The sequence below is a fragment of the Caballeronia sp. LZ001 genome (assembly GCF_031450875.1).
GTDB lineage: Bacteria > Pseudomonadota > Gammaproteobacteria > Burkholderiales > Burkholderiaceae > Caballeronia.
The window spans coordinates 138,138-157,342 of sequence record NZ_JARTVX010000004.1 but is presented as its reverse complement, the minus strand read 5'-3'; the positions used below and the strand labels follow the sequence as shown (position 1 = coordinate 157,342).

The following is a 19,205-nucleotide window of genomic DNA, read 5'->3' as shown; positions in this document are numbered from 1 at the left end:
AGATGCGATGCACGGGGCGGATCAACTGCTTATTATTTGCACTATTCTTTTTAGAATTCCATCGAGTTGATTCGCGATGCTCAGCTGCTTTAAGCTCGAGCTCGCTCATCATTCTCTATAGAGCTGCCGAGCACTCCGGTAAGTAAGCCCGTCATTCGTGGCTTTTATTCGTCTATTCGGTGTCTACCAACTGAGGAATTCTCAACGCCGTTTCAGCCGCCGGCGAAGTGCTTGAAGAGCCCGTTTGCCGTAACGCGCCATGCCGCGTGCCGCGCGATGTCTCGACCTTCGACTGCAAGCCAAATTCCATTGCATATCGCATTGCGCATTCTGGTCGTCAAGGTTGTCATCGGGCTCATTCCAACTTGTTGTCGACTCCCTTTTCCTCCAATTAGTCGCAGGTAAGGGAATCAATCTGCCGCCATGGCTGAATTATGCCGAATGCACTATTCGTTGACAAGTGCTTTTAGAATGGTCGATCGGTGAAGATGTGCTTAAGAACTTGCTGGCCGGCGGGTGGCCCCTCGACCGATTCGACGGTCGAGGGGTACCCTGCCAGAAGGTGTGAGGTATGGAAAGAAAAGCTTTGAAGCCGCTACGGGTAGGTTGCCTTCAGTGAGATGTGAACCCAGCCCCAGAGCGATAGACGCACTCGCCCACAATATGGATGCTTCCCATGTCCCGGGGCTCGACAAGTATGTCGGGATACGCGGGGTTGAAGGAATGCAGAACAATCCTCCCGCCCGGCTTCTTAAAAATCTGCTTTACCAACGGCTCGTCCTCGAAGTACACGGCGTATATCTTGCCGTCCCTAAGAGCGGTCTTCGTTGTGTCGATCATAAAGACATCATGATCGAAAAGAAAAGGCTCCATGCTGTCCCCGCGCACGCAGACGAGCTTGCAATCCTTGGGTCTCGTTCGAATAGCCTTAAAAAAAGACTCGTTGAACGGGAGCGCTTTCTTCTCCCTGACTTCCCATTGAATCAAACCATCGCCCGCCGAAAAGTGATAGTCAAACCGGTCGATCCAGACACGTCCTTCCTTTTCCAGATCTTCCTCGCTTACCCACACGGATACATTGCCCTTGTCTTCGGGAATGCGATAACGCTCATGCTGACTGATGTGGTGAGGTGTGGTGGGCTCCTTCGCGCCTTTTCCCGAGTTCAGCCATTCAACCCGCACATTCAGTGCTTCTGCGATATCGATCAAGTGCTTGCTGCCTTGATTCCGTCCTCCCTCAATATTAGCAACAGTGGACTGACTAACGCCAGCGCGCTTGGCAAGCTCTGTTTGTGATAGGCCCAAGTCGTCGCGGCACGATCGAAGGCGGTCAGCAAGTGTTCTCATAGTGCAAGGTTAATATATCAAGCAATTCGATTTGCACCAAATTCGAGGCGTTTAGCACTTGCGCCTTAAGTGCTATTGCAATAAAGTCGCGCCTATGGATATCAAAACGATCATTCAGGACCTGATCTCCGCTGGCATGACGCAGATGGAAATCGAGCGGCAGAGCGGAGTCGATCAGAGCACCATCTCCGGAATTCTGTCAGGAAAAAGGGGCAAACGACCCTCGTATCGAACGTTTGACTCGCTTCAGCGATTGCACTCGCGTGTTGCCGGCTCGGTGTGTTTCCTCACCCACCACTCCGCACGCAGCCGCGAAGGCAATAGCGAGTGCATAAGAGCAAAGAAGGCTTGATCTGACGCCGATCAGATTTCCTTCAGCTCCCTTCATTCCAACAAATGGTTTTGCATGAAAAACGCAACCGTAATCATTGAAGCCTCCCGCAAAGGTAGCTCATCCAAGGGCCGCGTTGTCATCTACGGTCAGCTCATTCCTGGCGTCGAACCTGTCAAAACTTTGTCGACAGTCGACGAACAGCCGATTGTTACGTTCGAGCTGCAACTCCTGCAGAACATCAAGATTGAGAATGCCTCCATCGTGGTGGACGACGCGATTATGCCCGAGGGCGTCGAGCAGGCGCTCAGGGAGTATTTCGTGGCGAAATACGCGCCCTCGCCATCGACGCCAAGAGGCCCAATCGAGACGGGATTGTGCGATTGACGTGACGTTGCTCGGTGGGCAGCTCAATGCGCGGCAGTGCGGCTTTGGATAGCACTCATACTTCGCGCCGTCAGTGACAAGGCGGAACCTGGACTCAACTGACTCAGCAAATTAACCAGAGGTAGCCTGATATGAACGAAACCAAACGTCGACGATAGGCACGGACGAAGACGCCGATCGCGTCCAGCGTGAGCGTTTTTTCAGCCGAGCTATTGGATGCTCTGCATATTGGCAGACATGTTCTTAACGTGAAGATCAAAAGACGCAATGACACGCACCGTATCAAGCTCGATCAGCTCGTCGGCCCTGGTGGTTTTTGAGGAACGTCGTTTTCGAGCCGGTCAGCTGCCTCTGTTAGTTTTCGTGCCAGCTCCCGAGCTTGAACGGGTGTTAGCGCGTAGTAACGACCGGGGTTCGGTTGAGACACGGACTGCGACGCATTCGTGAGGAAGTCCAGGCGCAGCGCGATAACGCTATATGCGTTGATTGGTCCGATACCCGAGCAGAAACAGGGAAAGCGCAATGTCGTCCGATTGATTCACGGAGTCTCCGATTCAAGGTTGTTTCATGGTGTGGAAGGCTGATTTTGCCAGAGGCTTGAGATCACACCCTACAAAGAGGAAACCAAGGATGCACATCGAGCGGCACCAGCAAATGCTTAGAAACGCGACGAGCGAAACGCTTACAGCGGTCATCACAAATATGAAGCAGGAATGTCCCGAGGCCTTCCAGATTGAAACCGGCGAAAACGAAACGCTGTCGCAACGGCGCTTTGCCTATGAACCAGCAACGCCACTGCCCATGGCGGGCTTCAACGTGACACGGAAAGACGCCGCGGAGGCGATACAGGAAAGTATGCGCAAAGCGTCGGAGCGGACAGTCAAACGGTAGGGCGGATGGAGTCTAGTCGCCTAGTACTTCTCGGTGGGTTAGTACAACTATTTATGCTTGACACAGGCCTTGCTGACCTTCACGGCAACAAATAATGCGTTCGTGACTTCCTTAAGGGCGGGATCTGATGGATATGACCGATGGCAAAGAACTCAATTGACGCTTACGGCGCGTCGGCGAACGCACGCCCAAGATGCGAAGCCGTAAGGAAATTTTGAAGGAGTTGGGCGCGTCGTCGGGTGAGCGTGCTGAGGCGTTGCGCTGGGTGTTACAGACTGCAAAGCAGGAGGATGGTGAATGACGATATTGACAAACGAGGCCCAGGCCAATGTGCCGGCGGAGGCCAAGGATCGAGACGAAGCGGAGGCCAAGGATCGAGACGAAGCGGGGGCCTTGGAATCTCGAAAGATCTGTCTCAGTTGCAGAGCAAAGCAGAGCGACGACGGCTCCTTGCCGTGCGGTCATAACGATCTCTGAGGTCTTTCATGAACGCGATTGCGATGAGCGTACCGACAATGAGCAGTCTCGAACTGCTTGATCTCGTGAATGCAGCCCGGATCGATGCCGGCGAAGCCGCAGTGCGCCGCAACGACTTTCACGCGCGCGTGCGTCACGAGCTTGAGGACGAGCACTACGAAACTTTCGTAGTGACCAACGGCAATGGGACACAAACCGACGCCATGCGCCTGAGCCGCGACCAATGCATGTACGTGCTCATGCGCGAGTCGAAGGTCGTCCGCCGCGTTGTGACGGCCAGGCTCAACGACGTGACGGTGCTGACGCATCAAGTCCCGACGACGCTCTCGGGAGCGCTCCGACTTGCAGCCGAGCAAGCGGAACAAATCGAACGCCAAACGGCGCAGATCGAAGCCCAGAAGCCCGCCGTCGAATTCGTCGACCGCTACGGGGATGCAGGCGGCAGCAAAAGTTTCCGCGAAGTTTGCAAACTGCTCGCCGCGAAGGAGAACGAGTTCCGGGCGTTCTTGCATGGCTCGGGCATTGTCTACCGCTTAAATGGCCGTCTGATGCCGTATCAGCACCACCTTAACGCAGGCCGCTTCGAGATCAGAGCGGGGGTAACTCAGGACGAGAACGCTTACGCATTCAATCAGACGCGCTTCACGCCGAAGGGCGTCGAGTGGATTGCCGGCAAGTGGATGGCGCGACAGCTTGCTGAGCGTGACGCGCGGTGTGTGGAGGCTTAATGCAACAGCATATTCAGACGTTAAGTTCTTCAAGCTTGTGCGTCTTTAACCATTCGCGGACGAGCGCGTTAAGCCTTGTCTGCCATCGCGGACCACTCGAGCGAAGCGCTTCGAGAAGGTCATCGTCGAGCCGAACAGTTGTCACCGACTTGTTGCTGCCAGGAGGTCGGCCAGGTCCGCGTCCGCGTTTAATGAGCTCGTCGCCTCGGTATAGGTCGGCTTGCTCAAAAAAATCGTCAGTTAATTCCGGTGCGTCGTCAGGGTCAATCCACTCGGGATGCGTAGTGCGTTTGCTCGCGTTCATTTGCGTTCCTCATGCTGATAATGCGGCGAACTTCTCCGCGAGGCGTCCAGACCATCATGATCATTCGGCCGTCAAGCTTGCCAACCGTGATGTATCGGTGCTCGCCATAGTCTTCGCGAATATCCTCAACCGTCCAGTGCTTTCCCGCGAACACTTCGCCTGCACGGGAGAAATCCAAGCCGCGTACAGATCTGGTCCATTCGCGCTTTTCATCATCGAACTCGATATGCATGGAATTAATTGTATTGACAAAAATTGCTTTGGGCAAGGGTTTTTGTACATACCAAAACTGTCTGGATTGTTGACGGCTCACCATCTGGTTGCCTATACTCCGATCATCGCTGAAACAGCAGCGACCGGGCTTGGAGGCTCGGAATACAGAGCGACGAAAAGTCGCTCAGCGTCGCCGAGCGGCTTTTTTGCTTTGGTGCGTCCTCTATGGGCGGCCACTGTGGGAGAGCCGAAAGGCTCGCCGGTTGCTCTGTACCGGTCCTCCAATCCTGCTTTGGCCGTCCACCCCCGCTTGGAGGCGGTTGTGGCGGTTTTTCAACCCCACAGAGAGGCCGCCATGCGTGCCGATACCCTCGCTCGTCCTGAGCAAATCCATCCCCCTTCCGAGTCATCCAACGTAACGACGAGCGTCGTCTACGTCACGCTCCAGCACGTCAACGAACTTCTCGCCGCGATTGAGAAGAGCGCGGCTCAGTTCGACACAGGACGCGCCTTTCTGCTCGCTCAAATTGGGCAAGAGATCGTTGGGGCGCTAATTAACGACATCGATCTGAATGCGCAGAGCACTGCCGGTTGCAAATGCGATGGGGGGTGCCCGTGAGCGGCTACGCATATCAATGGGCTAAACGCCAGCACGTCGGCGATTCAGCGGCCAAGACACTCTTGAAGACATATGCGCATTGGGCGGCCGAAGACTACACCACGTGGGTCACGAACGACGAGCTCGTGCTCGACACTGAGCTCGACGTCAAGACCATTCGGAAAGCGCGCGAGAAGCTCGTGTCGCTTGGTTTCCTGACTGAGACACCGCGTCGCATGGGCGGCACGAAAAGCATTGTCGTTTATCAGATGCTCGCTCCATCTGGCTCTGTTGTCGTTCAAGCGGTCGATCAGCGCACGGGGGATGCTATCTCGTTGAGTCCGCCGTCTGTAGAGGAGTTTGATGCTAAGCCCCTCCATAAACGGAGCCCCTCCAAATTTGGTACTGCTAAGGGGGACCAAAAACGGAGCCCCTCCAAATGTGGAGCCCCTCCAAATCCGGATGTAAGCCCCTCCACATTTCCCTCGAAGCCCCTCCACATTTCCCTCGAAGGGGTACCAAATGTGGAGGGCAAGAAGGGTTTAGAAGAGAAAGAGAAGAACTTAGATAAGCAACCTGCGCGACGTGCGTCGCGAGTTGCGTTGCATGAGCAGATCCGAAATCTCGAACTGCCGGACGAAATCACGTCGGAGGTCTGGGCGATGTGGTGCGAGCACCGAGAGGCGAAGCACAAGGACGCACCGTGGACGCGAACGGCCGCTGCGCTTTCGGTCAAACGTTTGCTTTCGCTCGCAGCGGGCGGCCAGTTGCCCGAGGTGACAGTCGAGGAGGCTGTGCTTCGTGGCTGGACAGGGCTTTTCCCCGTGAAAGCTGAGACGGGGGCGTCATCGCCGCCTGGCGGCGCGAGGACGATCGTTGCGGACTGGTGGCGCACGTCGAGCGGCATCGAGGCGCGTGGCGAGCAGCTTGGCGTGAAACAGGGCGATGGCGAAACGTTCATGCGCTTCAAGGCCCGCGTGTTCAAGGCCGCCGGCCCAGGCGAATGGATGGAGGACATGCTGCGCACGGTCCGCCGCGAAAGCGAGGAGCACTACGAGGCGCTGTACGCCTACTTCAACGACATCCCGCGAGATCGACACGGCAACACGGAGGCGGCATGAGCAAGCGTAGCTCGAACCGCGCCGCCTCGAATCAGCAAGGCGACCTGCTCGGTACAGAACTCGGTGCGAAGGACTGCCAAACCTGCCGATACGCGGTCAAGACGCCGGGCCTTGAGCCCATGCATCGCCTTGGCTTTGCGAATTGCGCACTGCTGCCCGACTGGCAATACGTGTCCAGCGTATCGACCTGTCGTTTCAACCCTGTTCGTTGGAGTCAAAATTCATGAACGCTCAAAAGCTCGCCCGCGCCGTCCTGTTCGACGTGTTACTCGTCATCTGCCTATACCTGTGGGTCGAGGGCGGTCACGCGCTCGCACGGGATGTCGCCATCGCCTACCTCTGTGTCATCGCCGAAATCATGTGGATTGCGGCCTTACTCGTGTCCGCGAAGGATTACGAGCACGGCTATCCCGTGAATGCCTTCTACGATTTCGTGAGCACGATGGCGATCCTCGGCGTTCTGGTGTGGCAACGCGAATCCATCGTTGCGGCGCTGCTGGGCATCCCGTACTTCCTCACCTTGGCAAAGCGGGAGGTGGCGCAAGCATGGTGAAAACGATGCAGCCAATAGTGCTAACCGTGCGCGTCCCTGTTGTCGGTCTCGTGACAGATCGCGGCATGCGCGGCCGCTACACGATCATGACGCAGAAAGCGCCGATCACAACGATGGTTCATGGCTTGCGCCGCGTGCGGCATCGCAATCCGAGCGGCCGAGGCGACGAGCAATACAAGGTCAACGCGCTGGCATTCATCCCAGTGGGATACCGCGGCTCGATCTCAAGATCAGATTGGGTCGATCACGAATACGCGTGGGTCGATTGCCTGTATGCCGATAACCGGAAATCACTTACCGCGTTTCGCGATAGCGGCGATCACACATGGATGGCGCCGGATGCGCCGATATCGGAAGGAAGCAAGGTATGACACCAGCAAGATTTCAAGCGGCGCTGAGCGGGCAATCTGCGATTGCGAAGAAAGTGCTGGAGATGGTGCCGAAGCAAGACGCATGGTCGCGCAACGAGATCGCGATGCATCTGCGGCGAGTGACGAAGAGCTCGCCTGATGTCGCGGTGCTCGATGGGTGCTTGCTTCGGTTGCAGGACGCTGGTTTGGTCCGCGAGAAGTTCAAGGGGCGCTTTCAGCGCGTGGAAGTAAGAGAAAAGGAGAGCATGGTGACCGTAGCAGCGAAACAAATCGAATCCAGCTCAGCGGGTAGCGTGCCGAGCCATTCGGTGCTCGACGTTCTGTCTGCGCTTTCCGGTCGCGCACGCAAGCTCGCCGGGGATCTGACGGAGCTAGCCTCTGACGTGGAGACCGCGGCGCTGACGATCGAACAGCAGCAAGCACAAGACAGCGCCGATCTGGAGAAGCTGCGCCAGTTTCACGCGCTCTTTAAAAGCCTTGCCTAGGAGCCGCCATGAAGACGCCGCATACATGCTGCGCACGCGGGGCCCGCGTTCGCGTAGTGCTGCGCAATGGAGACGTGATCGTCGACCGCTTTGTGGAACGCACGGGCAAGTTCGTCGTGCTGGCCAAGCACCGCATTCGCGGAGGCGAATTGAGGTCTTTCGGCATCTATAAAGAGGCGGGCCGGTGAGCTATCAATTATTCCGCGTTGGAAAACGCTGGCATTACCGCTTCCAGGTGAACGGCGCACGTGTGCAGCGCAGCACAGGCGAGAGCGTCAAGCACAAGGCCGAAGCGATGGCGGCGCGAGCCTATCACGACGCCAAGCTTTGGGCGAGAGGACGCGAGCCGGTGCCGACGCTGCGCGAGCTGTTTGTGAAATGGATCGCGGCCAACGAGCCGATCGTGAGCGGCGCGCACATTAAATCAATGCGAACCGTCGCCCGTCTGCATCTGTACGAGCTCGCGGATATTTCGGTCGATCAGTTGACGAATGAGGCCATCGAGCAGGCGCGTCTTGCGCATTTGGAGACGCACAGTAGGGCAAGCGCCAATCACTGGCTGAAGTCGATCAAGGTCGTCTGCAACTGGGCGGTTCGGCGAAAGATGTTGCCGATGGTTCCATGGTCGGTGAAGCTGATCAAGCTGCAGAAGAGGCCGCGCACGACGTTGCCCGTATCAACGGCTGCGAAGTGGTTGATCGAAGTGGATGCTGCGGCCGCTCGGCAGCCGGGCGTCTCGATCGCCGTGCGATTGATGCTTGGATTAGGGCTGCGTGAGTTCGAGACCATATCGGCCCGCTGGGAATGGCTCGATTGGGAGCGAGAAACCTACACGCCAGGCAAGACCAAGGGTCGTGAGGCCGATCCCGTGCCTGTCCCGCAATGGCTTATCGACTATTTGCATCCCATGCGCCAGGCACAGGGACTCATCGTCACGCGCAAGAGCGGCGAGGCGTTCAAGGCAGGCTTTACGCGTCGTGCGATGTTTGCCGCGAATGCTGCATGCGAAGTGGTGGGCCTGACGCCGCACCGGTTGCGTGGGACGTTCGCGACGCTGCTAAGCGAACAGGGTGTTCCCATCCAAACGATCAGGCGTGTGATGCGTCACAAGGATCCCCGCACGACGATGGTCTACCTGGAGGCGGACCTCGGTTCAGTGGTCGATGCTCAAGCACGCTTGAGCGAGAAGATGGGATTGGCCGATGCGCGAAAACGCGAAGTGAGTGGCGAAGAAGTGGCGAAGGGCCTCGCTCAAACCCGCGTCGTTACTGAGTTGCCAAATTCCTGTGAGTCATCCGCTCAAGGCGCAAAAAGCGGGACTAAGGTCATCATGAAACCATCGACATCATGAGCGCGTACACCTACATTGAGATGTCTTCTGTCCCGCGCCCGCTCTTGCAGATGGCCGTGCGACAAGTAGAAGGATTGCAAAGTTGGATCTCGTTTCCCGGCTGCCCATTCGCTGGAATCGAAGAAGAAGGTCAGATCCAGTTTCCGTATCCGCGCAACCGGGAACTGCGCAAGCAGTTGCTTGCCTGGCTGGATCACTGGAACATTTCTTACGGCGTTGAGCAATAGCGCGATGAGGAGCGAGGCTATGAGTGAACATAGTTTGAATGAAGATGCGCGAAACGCGGCAGACGACAAGGTTCATCGTTGGGTCGCTTGGTGTCTGACACGCCGCATCTTCGCGCCGTATGTAAAGTCGAATGTGCTCGCGCGTCTGCAGCCCGCCCGTCGAGCAATGGCGCGCGAGCCGGACTCGTTTTTGGATCCCGAGATGCCGTTCTTCAATATGGCGATCCATGCGCTGTGCGAACAAGGCGGTAGCGCGCACGAGGCGGAGTGCTTCCTCGGGGTCTATTGGTATAACGCGAACATTAAGGCATTGGCCTACGAGCAGAAATGTGCGCGTGGCACAATCTATAACCGCGCCCGGCGGTTTGCGGTACGCGCCGAATCGCTTGGTAAATCAATCCGCCGGGCAAGTGAGAGCTTCATGTCCGAAAAGTGTTCAAGAATTATTGAACAAAATAGTTCTACTGCTGATTGAACACTTTCATATAAAATCGGCTCTTAATCGATAGGCTGCATCACTGTCTTTAAGGCCCGCATGGCTCAAACCATGTGGGCTTTTTTGCGTTGGTGCGCGTCTTGCGCGATAGCCTCGTTCGAGGCTAGTTCATCCATCTCTGTGTTGCAACCTGCGAATGGCGAGACTGAGGACCCTTAAGCCCCGACTGGGTAACGTGAAGGCCAATAGGCTCTCGTTGTTGGACGTGAAAGCTGGATCCACGGTGCGCATTCGCGGGCGCAGATGGATGACGACGCGCATGCGCATCGCCGCGCGTGACAACTTTTGCTGCGCGCGGTGCGGCCGATTGTGGAACGAGCATCTCGATCACGTCGATCACCGCGTTCCGCTCGAAGCTGGCGGCAGTAACGACGACGCCAATCTGCAGTTGCTCTGCGTTGACTGTCATGCGCGCAAGACGGCGGCGGAGGCTGCGGGGCGGTTTGGACGTTGAGCAAGTGTTTGGGGGGGGGGGGTGTCGAAAGTCTGGTGGGTTCGAGGCTCGGACACCGACCGTTCTCTCACGCGCAGATTTTTTTCCCTTTTTGAGGAAAATGTTAAAGCCTTTTAACAATGCTTGAGCGACCCGCAAGCGTTGTCTGGTAAGGACTTTGGCCTCAAGAGGCGATGTTAAAGCGGTGTTAAAGATGTTAAAGCGATGTTGAAGCGGGCCTGACAAGAAAAGGAGGTGATTTGTGGCGCTGACCAGCAAGAAGCGACTGTTCGCCGACGCTGTGTTGGCGGGCAAGTCAAACAAGGAAGCGGCGGTTGTCGCCGGTTACAGCGTGAAGACGGCTTCGGCCGCCGGGGCGAGACTTGCCAAGGACAAGGACGTGGTCCTGTATCTCGTGGCGGCCCGCGTCAATGGCGAGTCGAAGGCGCCAAAGGGAGATGCCTCGCGAGGTGCTCATAAGCCCGGGGTCGCATTCGACCTGGCAGCGCTGACAAATTTCCGCGACCCGAAGGCGTTCTTGATGGCGGCGATGAACGATGGAGCAATGGAGGACAGGCTGCGTCTCGACGCGGCCAAGGCTCTGTTGCCATACACGCATCAGCGAAAGGGCGAGGGTGGCAAGAAGGATGCGCTGCAAGAGGCGGCAAAGAGAGCCGCATCTAAATTTGGAGCGCCCCCGCCCGCACCGCGCCTTGCGGCGAGTGGGGGTAAAAAGCTGTGACGTCCGACCAAGAGGAGATCGTTCTCGATTGGGTCACGTCATGTAAGGATTGGGGCGAACGGCTTAAGGAAGGCCGCACGATCATCCCGCCGCCGATCTTCGCCGAGGAGGCCGAGTATGCGCTGTCGATCTTTAAGGCGCTGAAGATCGTTGACGCCCCCGGTTCACCTTCGTTTGGCGAGGCGTCGGCGCAGTGGGTGTTTGATCTGGTGGCGTCGATCTTCGGTGCGTATGACCGGGCGAACAATCGGCGGCTGATTATCGAATGGTTTGTGTGCCTGCCCAAGAAGAAGGAATAGCACCTTTTCGAGGGCGTTCTACCCCGTCTGCGGAGGTACGGGCGCTTATTCCAACTTCATGATTTCATTGCGTTTGTCGCGCTAGTTTTATTCGGCGAGGTCCTGGGAGATACCTTCGCAGCGTGCCCTTTTTGGGGGTGCGCGTGGGGGTAGCGGTAGCGTCGAAGTGCTTTTCATAAAGAAGATACCCCCAAATATGCGGCTAACCAATATCGCAATTCGCAACGCCAGACCGGCTGGAAAAGCCAGAAAACTGTTTGACGGACGCGGCCTGTATCTGCTGCTTACACCGAGCGGCTCGAAATGCTGGCGAATGAAATATCGCTTTGCTGGCCGCGAAAAGCTCATGTCCTTGGGCATGTATCCGGACGTCTCATTGGCTGAGGCGCGTGAACGTCACGCACAGGCGCGCAAGGTGTTGTCGGGTGGTGTGGATCCGGTGCAGGAGCGACGCAAGACAGAAGTCAAACCCTACGTGACGTTCAAGGAGGCGGCCGAAGCGTGGTTCGCACATTGGAAGCCTTCGCGATCGCCGTCGCGGGTCAACCAGGTCGAAAACTATCTAGCTTCGGACATCTATCCGATCATGGGCGGGCGGCCGGTCACGGATATTCGGCCAGCAGTGCTTCGCGAGATGCTCAGGAAAATTCAAGCACGGGGTGCGCCCTCAGTCGCCAAAGTGGTCCTGCAGATTTGCAATCAGGTATTGCGTTACGCGATGGCGCACGACTGGGCAGAGCGGAACCCTGTCGCCGAGCTTCGCACAGGCGATCTACTGTCTCTTCCTACAGCGAAAAATCACGCCCGCGTCTCGGAGGCTGATCTGCCTGCCTTGCTGCATGCAATCGATTCGTACGGCGGCGAGGAGCAGACGCGGCTTGCGTTGAAACTCATGAGCTACTGCTTTGTGAGAACGGGTGAACTGGTGGATGCCCCATGGTCTGAGTTTGATCTCGATCACGCTCGTTGGACGATCCCGGCCGAGCGCATGAAGATGCGCACGCCGCATATCGTGCCGCTTTCGCGTCAGGCGGCCGATGTCGTGCGTCGGCTGAAAGAGATCGGCGTCGGAGGCGAGTTCGTATTCCCGGGTTATCACTCGCACAAGAGGCCGATGAGTCGAGCGACGATGCTCATGGCGCTACAGGCGCTTGGTTATCGCGGCCGCATGACTGTGCATGGATTCCGCGGCGTTGCCTCGACGATCCTGCATGAGCAAGGCTGGTCGCACGAGCATATCGAGCTTCAGCTCGCGCACCAGTCGCGTGGCAAGGTGAGCGGGGCTTACAACCATGCGCAATATCTCACGCAGCGAGCCGAAATGATGCAGGCATGGGCGGACTATCTCGATGCCCAGCGCGCCCGCTACGTGCGCCCTGTCTGACCAACCAACCTATTAACACCACAGCCCGCGCATGCGGGCTTTTTTATGGAGTTCACAGTGGAACAAAGACTTCTTCGATTGCCGCGCGTGCGTGAGAAGACGGGCCTGAGTCGCACAGCTGTTTATAGCAACCCGTCGTTTCCTAAGCCAGTGAAGATCGGCGAGCGGGCGGTGGCATGGCTGGAGAGCGAGGTCGATGACTGGATTGCTCAGAGGATCGTCCGGAGCCGGGGTTGCGCTTTTGACGCTGGTGAGGGTCGGGTTTGATGAGTGGAAATGCAGACAAGATCGATATGCCGCACCGAGCGCCATACTCGTGCCCTTTGCCGAAAAAACGAAGTGAGAAAATCTCACTTCGGTAAGCACGTAGCGCACTGGCTGACAAACGCTGAAACGAAGCAATATCTCACTGCCTTTGCAGAGGCGCTAAAAAGTCGGATTTCCGATGTTTTTCGAGCGCGCCACACCAATGGGAATTGCCAATATCTAAGACCGAAGCGTGGGCTGACAGCAGCGCTAAATCCCACAGATGTGCGGGGTTTAAGTCCTGCAATTAGAAACGGGAAAATTCCGTTTCTAAAGCTCATCCGCCGCGACCTTAGATATCTCGGATGTGAGAGCTTTGAACCGGGGATTTGGGTGCTGAGAGCGCTGCAACGGCAGACAAAAAGAGCTGGCCCGAAGGCCAGCGAATACACCTTTCGAAGGAGACTGCACCGCAATAATAGCTATGCGATGCGGTCAGCGCCATCTGACCGGTCTGAAAAATACTTGCACGAACGTCGGAGAACTCCGTATACTTCTCACGTGGCCGAAACAGAGGTCACCCGGATTGGAGTCCGGAAGCGTTCTCTGGCGGACACACCGCCAACTGGCGGTTTTTTTACGTCCGCTGCCTTGCGCACGCCTTCAATGGTCGGGCCTTGGTGGGGGAGCGTTCGCGCTCGCCGGTTTCCAGAGACGCCGGTACTCCAATCCTGCCTTGTGCCTGGCCACCCCAATTGGAGTTGGGAGGGTCGGGATTTTACTACCGTCTCTGGAGTCCGCAATGCGTGCTAATCCCTCCGCTCGTCCTGAGCAATCACAGCAGTCTGTTGCCCCCACCACGACCTTAATCAAGCTGCCTCGTGTGCTTGAGAAAACCGGTCTGAGCCGTACGGCCGTCTACACCGAGGCATCGTTCCCGAAGTCCATCAAGATTTCCTCTCGTGCTGTTGCATGGATCGAGCAGGAAGTCGACGACTGGATCGCGGCACGAATCGCGGCGAGTCGCTCTGCCAACGAAACCGAGTGAGGGCGCGACGATGACTGCAAATATCCTCGCTCGTTCTGAGCAAACCCAAATCCCCGTTTTCGTCGTTCAAATCGACATCATCAATGGCGCGTTGCGTGAAGCGGCGCTTGCCGCAACTGCGAATGATGCGCTGGACATCACCGGAAATGCGCTGCGTCAGCTGGTGGACATTGCTCGGGCGAGCAGTGGCGAAAAATCCCCGTATTTCGGGTATTTGACCTGTCCCGCAACCGGAGATGATGCAGAGGTGCGTCATGACTAACACCACAGAAGCGATCGTTCGTCGACACACGACGGCCGCAGGCTTGATTGATTTCTTCTTCGAGCGCTTCGATACCGCCCATGCGTCGGACAGTGAATTGGAATATCTCGCGGGCTTCACAGGCACCGTTGCGGACATGGCTGAATCGCTCTCTACGTTGACCGCGGGCATCGGTATGTTGGTGAGCGCGGATTGTCGATCGGAGAACAAGCACCTTCGCGTCGAAGCTTTGCAGGGCAAAGATGAGCCGCTGTTGCTCTTTCATATCGCGGCCGAGATCGAGCTGATGGCTCGCATTGCGGAAGTAGCAGCCGATTCAAATTGCAACCTGCAACGACGGTTCATTGACCGTCTCAAGGTTGAGCGCTCTCGTCGTGGATTTAGCGATGAGTACTCCTCACATGATGTAAGCCATGGCTAAGAACAGTGAAATGCCGGCGAAGGTGCAACAGATCCACGACACCTTGCAGATGCTGCTGATCGCTATCAGCCATCTTCCTATCAGCGACGGCCACCCGATTTATGGAGTCATCTGCTTGTTGATCGATCAGGCTCAGGAGGTGGCAAACAAGCTGTCCGATCCAGCGTATGCGGGTGATGACGCGCGTTTCGAGAAGCACGCAGGCGGTTCGAAGGAGGACGTATGAGTACGGTCGATCAGGACAAGATGGTGATGGAGGTTCAGAAGAACGCGACGCAACGCGTTCGTATCTCGCATCGCTGGTACAAGGGCCGTCAGTACGTTGATGTTCGTCTGGTGGTTGTTGATATGGCGGGTGATTTTGTGCCGACTCGACAGGGCATCATGCTTCGCCCGGAGTTGCTTGCGCAGGTCATTCAAGGGCTGACGCTGGCCGCGCGGGAGGTTGTATGAAAAACAGAAAGAACATGGGTAAGAGAACGGTCATTCTGCGTAGCGCCCAAGAAATTTGGGACGAGCGCTGTCGAAAGCAAGCTTCCACTAGCGGCGCGGAACGGCGCATAAACGAGAACTACGAGCTGGGTATGCCCATCGCTGAGGGCGAGTATGCAAGCCCGACGCAATGTGTGCTGATGTGCGGTTTCCTCGTGTTTCAAGCGAAGAAGGTTGATGACGAAGTGCGCCAGTTCGCACGCCGCGTGCTCGATGTTGTATTTGCCGCAGCCGCCGAGAACGGATTTCGCAACAGCGATCTGCTTGAAACCATGATGTCCAAGCGTGAACCATCGCCGCGCATGCGCGTTCTCGCGGAGCAGGCGACGGCGGCGATCGGCGACAACCTTGCTTTCGCTCGCGTGGTTGCACGGGCAGGTGTCATTGCGGGAGGCAAGCAATGAGCACTGTCTTTGACCATCATCAGCGCATCCTCGAAGCACTGTCATACATCCCGCCGGACTGTGATCGAGACGTATGGTTTCGAGTTGCTGCTGCGTTGAAACACGGAGAAGGGGAAGCAGCGTTCGAGACCTTCGACACCTGGAGTAAGGCGAGCCCGAATTACTCGGCCGCTGACACGCGCGACACGTGGCGCTCGATCCGTCCCGACGCCGGAATCACGATCGCGACGCTGTTCGCGATCGCCAAGAAGTACGGCTACAACACGCGTTCGAAAGTCGGTGCGGTTGTTGATCCGAAGGAGGTCGAGCGTCGTCGTGCCGAGCGCGACGCCCGTGTTGCGCAGGACGCGCAGAAACGCGAGGTGAAACGCAAGCATGCAGCATCGCTTGCGCTTGCCATCGTCGAGAAGGCCGGGTCTGCACGCGATGATCATCCGTATCTGTTGCGCAAGGGTGTAAGTGCTGTTGACACGCTGCGCGAAATGGATGCCGCGAAGCTTCAGAGGCTGATCGGCTACCGTCCACAGTGCGGCGGCTCGCACCTCGAAGGCCGGATTCTGATCGCGCCGGTGACGATCAGCGGCGCGATCACGACAGTCGAGATGATCGATGAGTCGGGGCGCAAGTCCGCCTTGGCGAACGGCGAGAAAGCGGGCGGCTGTTGGTTCGCGTGCGCCCTGCCCGAGAAGTCCGAGCGCATCCTCATTGCTGAAGGTGTCGCCACGGCGCTGTCGGCTCACCTGTGTACGGGTGATGCGGCTGTGGCGGCGCTCTCGGCAGGCAACCTCATGAAGGTTGCTCAGGCAATGCGCGCGGCTCATCCCGACGCCGAAATCACCGTGCTGGCTGATCTCGGCAACGGGCAACAGAAGGCAGTTGATGCGGCGCGCTCGGTAGGTGGCGCCGTCGCTGTTCCCGACTTCGGAGATACGCGTGCAGATAACGAAACCGACTTCAACGACATGCACACGCGCTTTGGCGCGGACGCAGTCGCCGCGCAAATCGAGAAAGCTGCAAAGCCCGATGGTGACGAGCAACGCGATAAGGGCTGTGTGCCACGCGGCTTCTCAATAACGAAGGAAGGTGTGTTCTATACAGACGATGACGGCATGCCGCATTGGATGTGCTCACCGCTTCATGTGCGTGCCTTGGTTCGGGATCGGGCTTCGGAGAATTGGGGGCGACTGCTGGAGTGGACGGACGCCGATGACCATCCTCACGTGTGGGCCATGCCAATGGAGATGTTGCGCTCGGACGGCGCGGACATGCGCGGCGAACTCGCTCGACTCGGACTGGACATCGCGCCAAGCAATCGAGCGCGCAACAAGCTCACGGAGTATGTGACAACCGCCAAACCAAAAGCGCGGGGGCGGTGCGTCACTCGCACGGGCTGGCATAGCGGCGCTTTCGTGTTCCCGGACAAGACCATCGGAAACGCGTCCGAACGTGTCATCTTTCAATCGGAGGCAATTATGCGTGCATATTCACAGGCCGGAACGTTAGACGACTGGAAGCGCGACGTCGCTTCGTATTGCTCGGGCAACTCCCGCATGCTGGTCGCGGTCTCGACGGCATTTGCCGGGATGATGCTCGCGTATTCGGGTCAGGAGTCGGGCGGCCTGAATTTCGTTGGCGACTCGTCGACAGGTAAAACGACGGCGCTTCGAGCCGCGTGCAGTGTCTACGGCGGACCCGAGTACATGCAGAGGTGGCGTGCAACCTCGAACGGGCTTGAGGGTTTGGCCGCCCTACACAACGACACGCTGCTCGTGCTTGATGAACTCGCGCAGGTCGATCCTCGGGAGGCGGGTGAGATCGCCTACATGCTGGCAAACGGCAGCGGCAAGGCACGAGCGGGGCGAACCGGCTCGGCGCGGGCGCGGCAATCGTGGCGGCTGCTGTTTCTGTCGGCAGGCGAGATCGGCCTCTCACAGCACATGCAGGCAGGTGGGAAGAAGGCCAAGGCGGGCCAAGAGGTGCGCTTGGTAGAAATTCCGGCTGACGCGGGTCGTGGCTTCGGCTTGTTCGAGACGCTGCACGAGCAAGTCGGCGGCGCGCAGCTCTCGACGCTGATCAACGAAGGTTGCAAGCGTAGCTACGGCGTTGCCGCCATCGAGATGCTCAATGCTATTGCCAATGAGCCGGAGGTGATCGAGCAGTACCTGCGTCAGGAGACGGCCAAGTTCCTCGCCGAGCATCTGCCAGCAGACGCCAGCGGACAAGCCCACCGTGTTTGCGAACGGCTTGCACTCATTGGTTTGGCGGGCGAATACGCGACGAATCGGGGTATTACTGGATGGCAAGACGGCGAGGCGCAATCAGCCGCAGCTTATTGCTTTAAAGCGTGGTTGAGCAATCGCGGCGGCGCGGGGAATCACGAACATACTGCGATTCGCGCTCACGTAAAAGCGTTCTTCGAAGCGCATGAAGAGTCTCGTTTTACCGACTTAAACGAAATGTCGGAAAGACCGACGATTAATCGAGCGGGATTTAAAAGAACGGTTGACGGTGTTGTTGAGTATCTCGTTTTTCCGGAGGTATTTAAACGCGAAATTTGCAATGATGTGGATGCAAAAACCGCCGCCAAGCTTCTAATCGATTCTGGCTGGATTAGGCCTGCCGCAAACGGGTGGGCGCAGCGCGCTGAGCGACTTCCCGGGAAGGGGCCGACGCGCATGTACGTCTTCACTTCGTCGCTCTGGTCGGGAAACTCTTCACCATCCTGCTGAATATCGCTGTTACGGCTGTTACGCTGTTACAAAAACGCGCAAAGCCCCAGTGGGCGGGGCTTTGCGCGTAACAGCGAAAGCGTAACAGCGAAGCAGTGTAACAGCGCCCCGCTGTAACCTCGATGCACGACGCTCCACCGTTCTATCAACTCCGCTGTTACAGCATGCCGCTGTTACGCTTTCGCTGTTACGCGCAAACCTTTACCGGTAAAGGCTTTCGACGAAGGTGTAACAGCGTAACAGCCGTAACAGCGAAAAAAAACAGATGGGTGAGACTTACTGAGTGGATTCCGTGCGGCCATCGAGACGCCTTACATGTGGCGCTCAAGAAAGAGCAGGAGGAAGTCGTCGCTAACCCATGATTTTGACTCGGTTCAGTCGTTAGGTGGGTAAGCGCAACCATGCGTTTTCATACTATCTTTCATGCACTGACGGTAACCAGATTCCGCTTTCGAATTGCATTTTTCCACGCTGTTCATGAATGTGTGGAAACATCTGCTTTCGGCGTCGTCATCTCTTATTTGCAAAACAAGATAGCCGATTATCACAAGAAAAAGCAATGTAATCAAAATGTGCTTTAACTGCTGCCTCGTTAGAGAACAATTCATATTCAGACGCCAAATTAAAAGACTGCCGGTTCGAACTGCCTATATCCGCTATTAGATATCAAATTCGGCTGTTCGCAAATCGTACTTGTCCTGGAAATCTCGTGTTGAGATAGCAATTGAGGTCGAGACTGACATGCTTAGCTTCGTGCGCTTCCTGGATACCCGTTTAAGACCGATAACTCGTCGGTTAAGAGTTGCATTCATGCTTAGGTCGTCGCTTCACATCCAGAGGAGATGGCGGCCATCACCGTGACAGG

30 protein-coding genes are annotated in these 19,205 nt (G+C 57.1%); 26 read left to right on the top strand and 4 right to left on the bottom strand.

The window, feature by feature from the left end; all coding sequences use genetic code 11:
- Positions 1-612: 612 nt before the first annotated feature.
- Positions 613-1,347, bottom strand: coding sequence for a S24 family peptidase (locus tag P9292_RS11030; RefSeq protein WP_309958855.1), 735 nt, complete (start codon positions 1,345-1,347; stop codon positions 613-615).
- A 94-nt stretch (positions 1,348-1,441) separates the two neighbouring features.
- Between P9292_RS11030 and P9292_RS11025 the strand changes: the two genes are divergently transcribed.
- The gene (locus P9292_RS11025; RefSeq protein WP_309958854.1) at positions 1,442-1,699 is read left to right on the top strand and encodes a helix-turn-helix domain-containing protein; all 258 of its coding nucleotides are present in this window, start codon (positions 1,442-1,444) and stop codon (positions 1,697-1,699) included.
- A gap of 54 nt (positions 1,700-1,753) precedes the next feature.
- Positions 1,754-2,065 (top strand): hypothetical protein, encoded by a 312-nt coding sequence (locus P9292_RS11020; protein WP_309958853.1) that lies wholly within the window; start codon positions 1,754-1,756, stop codon positions 2,063-2,065.
- 292 nt (positions 2,066-2,357) lie between these two features.
- On the opposite strand, the gene P9292_RS43155 is transcribed toward P9292_RS11020, so the two are convergent.
- A complete protein-coding gene (locus P9292_RS43155) occupies positions 2,358-2,588 on the bottom strand; it encodes a hypothetical protein (protein WP_409015156.1) in 231 nt (76 codons plus the stop codon).
- A 107-nt stretch (positions 2,589-2,695) separates the two neighbouring features.
- Between P9292_RS43155 and P9292_RS11015 the strand changes: the two genes are divergently transcribed.
- Both P9292_RS11015 and P9292_RS11010 read left to right on the top strand, forming a co-directional pair.
- The gene (locus tag P9292_RS11015) at positions 2,696-2,956 is read left to right on the top strand and encodes a hypothetical protein (RefSeq protein WP_309958852.1); all 261 of its coding nucleotides are present in this window, start codon (positions 2,696-2,698) and stop codon (positions 2,954-2,956) included.
- 500 nt (positions 2,957-3,456) lie between these two features.
- Entirely contained in the window at positions 3,457-4,161 is a 705-nt protein-coding gene (locus tag P9292_RS11010) for a phage antirepressor KilAC domain-containing protein (RefSeq protein ID WP_309958851.1), read from the top strand.
- Between the two features lie 13 nt (positions 4,162-4,174).
- Here the strand turns inward: P9292_RS11010 and P9292_RS11005 are convergent, their stop codons facing one another.
- Both P9292_RS11005 and P9292_RS11000 read right to left on the bottom strand, forming a co-directional pair.
- Positions 4,175-4,465 (bottom strand): BrnA antitoxin family protein, encoded by a 291-nt coding sequence (locus P9292_RS11005; RefSeq protein ID WP_309958850.1) that lies wholly within the window; start codon positions 4,463-4,465, stop codon positions 4,175-4,177.
- Positions 4,425-4,697, bottom strand: a complete 273-nt coding sequence (locus P9292_RS11000; protein WP_309963970.1) for a BrnT family toxin — start codon at positions 4,695-4,697, stop codon at positions 4,425-4,427. The genes P9292_RS11005 and P9292_RS11000 overlap by 41 nt, the downstream gene beginning before the upstream one ends.
- A 336-nt stretch (positions 4,698-5,033) precedes the next feature.
- Between P9292_RS11000 and P9292_RS10995 the strand changes: the two genes are divergently transcribed.
- From P9292_RS10995 to P9292_RS10890, 22 genes are all read left to right on the top strand, one after another.
- Positions 5,034-5,297 carry a hypothetical protein gene (locus P9292_RS10995; RefSeq protein WP_309958849.1) on the top strand — a complete coding sequence of 88 codons (264 nt, stop codon included), beginning with the start codon at positions 5,034-5,036 and terminating at the stop codon, positions 5,295-5,297.
- Complete coding sequence (locus tag P9292_RS10990; protein ID WP_309958848.1) at positions 5,294-6,397, top strand: hypothetical protein; 1,104 nt, start codon at positions 5,294-5,296, stop codon at positions 6,395-6,397. The genes P9292_RS10995 and P9292_RS10990 overlap by 4 nt, the downstream gene beginning before the upstream one ends.
- Positions 6,394-6,624 (top strand): hypothetical protein, encoded by a 231-nt coding sequence (locus tag P9292_RS10985; RefSeq protein ID WP_309854196.1) that lies wholly within the window; start codon positions 6,394-6,396, stop codon positions 6,622-6,624. Before P9292_RS10990 ends, P9292_RS10985 begins: the two co-directional genes overlap by 4 nt.
- Positions 6,621-6,950: a hypothetical protein gene (locus tag P9292_RS10980; RefSeq protein ID WP_309854193.1), complete on the top strand. Its 330-nt coding sequence runs from the start codon at positions 6,621-6,623 to the stop codon at positions 6,948-6,950. The genes P9292_RS10985 and P9292_RS10980 overlap by 4 nt, the downstream gene beginning before the upstream one ends.
- Before the next feature lie 5 nt (positions 6,951-6,955).
- Positions 6,956-7,321 (top strand): hypothetical protein, encoded by a 366-nt coding sequence (locus P9292_RS10975; RefSeq protein ID WP_309854190.1) that lies wholly within the window; start codon positions 6,956-6,958, stop codon positions 7,319-7,321.
- A complete protein-coding gene (locus tag P9292_RS10970; protein WP_309958847.1) occupies positions 7,318-7,806 on the top strand; it encodes a hypothetical protein in 489 nt (162 codons plus the stop codon). Before P9292_RS10975 ends, P9292_RS10970 begins: the two co-directional genes overlap by 4 nt.
- Positions 7,807-7,814: 8 nt before the next feature.
- On the top strand, positions 7,815-7,994 hold the full coding sequence (locus tag P9292_RS10965; RefSeq protein WP_309958846.1) for a hypothetical protein: 180 nt from the start codon (positions 7,815-7,817) through the stop codon (positions 7,992-7,994).
- A complete protein-coding gene (locus tag P9292_RS10960) occupies positions 7,991-9,157 on the top strand; it encodes a site-specific integrase (RefSeq protein WP_309958845.1) in 1,167 nt (388 codons plus the stop codon). The genes P9292_RS10965 and P9292_RS10960 overlap by 4 nt, the downstream gene beginning before the upstream one ends.
- Positions 9,154-9,384 (top strand): hypothetical protein, encoded by a 231-nt coding sequence (locus P9292_RS10955; RefSeq protein ID WP_309958844.1) that lies wholly within the window; start codon positions 9,154-9,156, stop codon positions 9,382-9,384. The genes P9292_RS10960 and P9292_RS10955 overlap by 4 nt, the downstream gene beginning before the upstream one ends.
- Before the next feature lie 19 nt (positions 9,385-9,403).
- On the top strand, positions 9,404-9,859 hold the full coding sequence (locus tag P9292_RS10950; protein WP_309853338.1) for a hypothetical protein: 456 nt from the start codon (positions 9,404-9,406) through the stop codon (positions 9,857-9,859).
- Positions 9,860-10,085: 226 nt separating this feature from the next.
- On the top strand, positions 10,086-10,334 hold the full coding sequence (locus P9292_RS10945) for an HNH endonuclease signature motif containing protein (protein WP_309958773.1): 249 nt from the start codon (positions 10,086-10,088) through the stop codon (positions 10,332-10,334).
- Positions 10,335-10,575: 241 nt separating this feature from the next.
- Positions 10,576-11,055: a terminase small subunit gene (locus P9292_RS10940; protein ID WP_309958843.1), complete on the top strand. Its 480-nt coding sequence runs from the start codon at positions 10,576-10,578 to the stop codon at positions 11,053-11,055.
- Positions 11,052-11,354, top strand: coding sequence for a hypothetical protein (locus tag P9292_RS10935; protein WP_309958842.1), 303 nt, complete (start codon positions 11,052-11,054; stop codon positions 11,352-11,354). Before P9292_RS10940 ends, P9292_RS10935 begins: the two co-directional genes overlap by 4 nt.
- 196 nt (positions 11,355-11,550) lie before the next feature.
- Positions 11,551-12,738, top strand: a complete 1,188-nt coding sequence (locus P9292_RS10930; protein WP_309958841.1) for a phage integrase central domain-containing protein — start codon at positions 11,551-11,553, stop codon at positions 12,736-12,738.
- A gap of 45 nt (positions 12,739-12,783) precedes the next feature.
- Positions 12,784-13,005, top strand: coding sequence for an AlpA family transcriptional regulator (locus P9292_RS10925; protein WP_309851577.1), 222 nt, complete (start codon positions 12,784-12,786; stop codon positions 13,003-13,005).
- Positions 13,006-13,786: 781 nt separating this feature from the next.
- Positions 13,787-14,032 (top strand): AlpA family phage regulatory protein, encoded by a 246-nt coding sequence (locus P9292_RS10920; protein ID WP_309854387.1) that lies wholly within the window; start codon positions 13,787-13,789, stop codon positions 14,030-14,032.
- Between the two features lie 10 nt (positions 14,033-14,042).
- Positions 14,043-14,294: a hypothetical protein gene (locus tag P9292_RS10915; RefSeq protein WP_309854389.1), complete on the top strand. Its 252-nt coding sequence runs from the start codon at positions 14,043-14,045 to the stop codon at positions 14,292-14,294.
- On the top strand, positions 14,287-14,715 hold the full coding sequence (locus P9292_RS10910; RefSeq protein WP_309854391.1) for a hypothetical protein: 429 nt from the start codon (positions 14,287-14,289) through the stop codon (positions 14,713-14,715). Before P9292_RS10915 ends, P9292_RS10910 begins: the two co-directional genes overlap by 8 nt.
- A complete protein-coding gene (locus P9292_RS10905) occupies positions 14,708-14,941 on the top strand; it encodes a hypothetical protein (RefSeq protein WP_309854393.1) in 234 nt (77 codons plus the stop codon). Before P9292_RS10910 ends, P9292_RS10905 begins: the two co-directional genes overlap by 8 nt.
- Positions 14,938-15,168, top strand: a complete 231-nt coding sequence (locus tag P9292_RS10900; protein ID WP_309841010.1) for a transcriptional coactivator p15/PC4 family protein — start codon at positions 14,938-14,940, stop codon at positions 15,166-15,168. The genes P9292_RS10905 and P9292_RS10900 overlap by 4 nt, the downstream gene beginning before the upstream one ends.
- Before the next feature lie 131 nt (positions 15,169-15,299).
- Positions 15,300-15,611, top strand: coding sequence for a hypothetical protein (locus P9292_RS10895; RefSeq protein ID WP_309854398.1), 312 nt, complete (start codon positions 15,300-15,302; stop codon positions 15,609-15,611).
- On the top strand, positions 15,608-18,340 hold the full coding sequence (locus P9292_RS10890) for a DUF927 domain-containing protein (protein ID WP_309958840.1): 2,733 nt from the start codon (positions 15,608-15,610) through the stop codon (positions 18,338-18,340). Before P9292_RS10895 ends, P9292_RS10890 begins: the two co-directional genes overlap by 4 nt.
- The last annotated feature ends 865 nt before the right edge of the window (positions 18,341-19,205 follow it).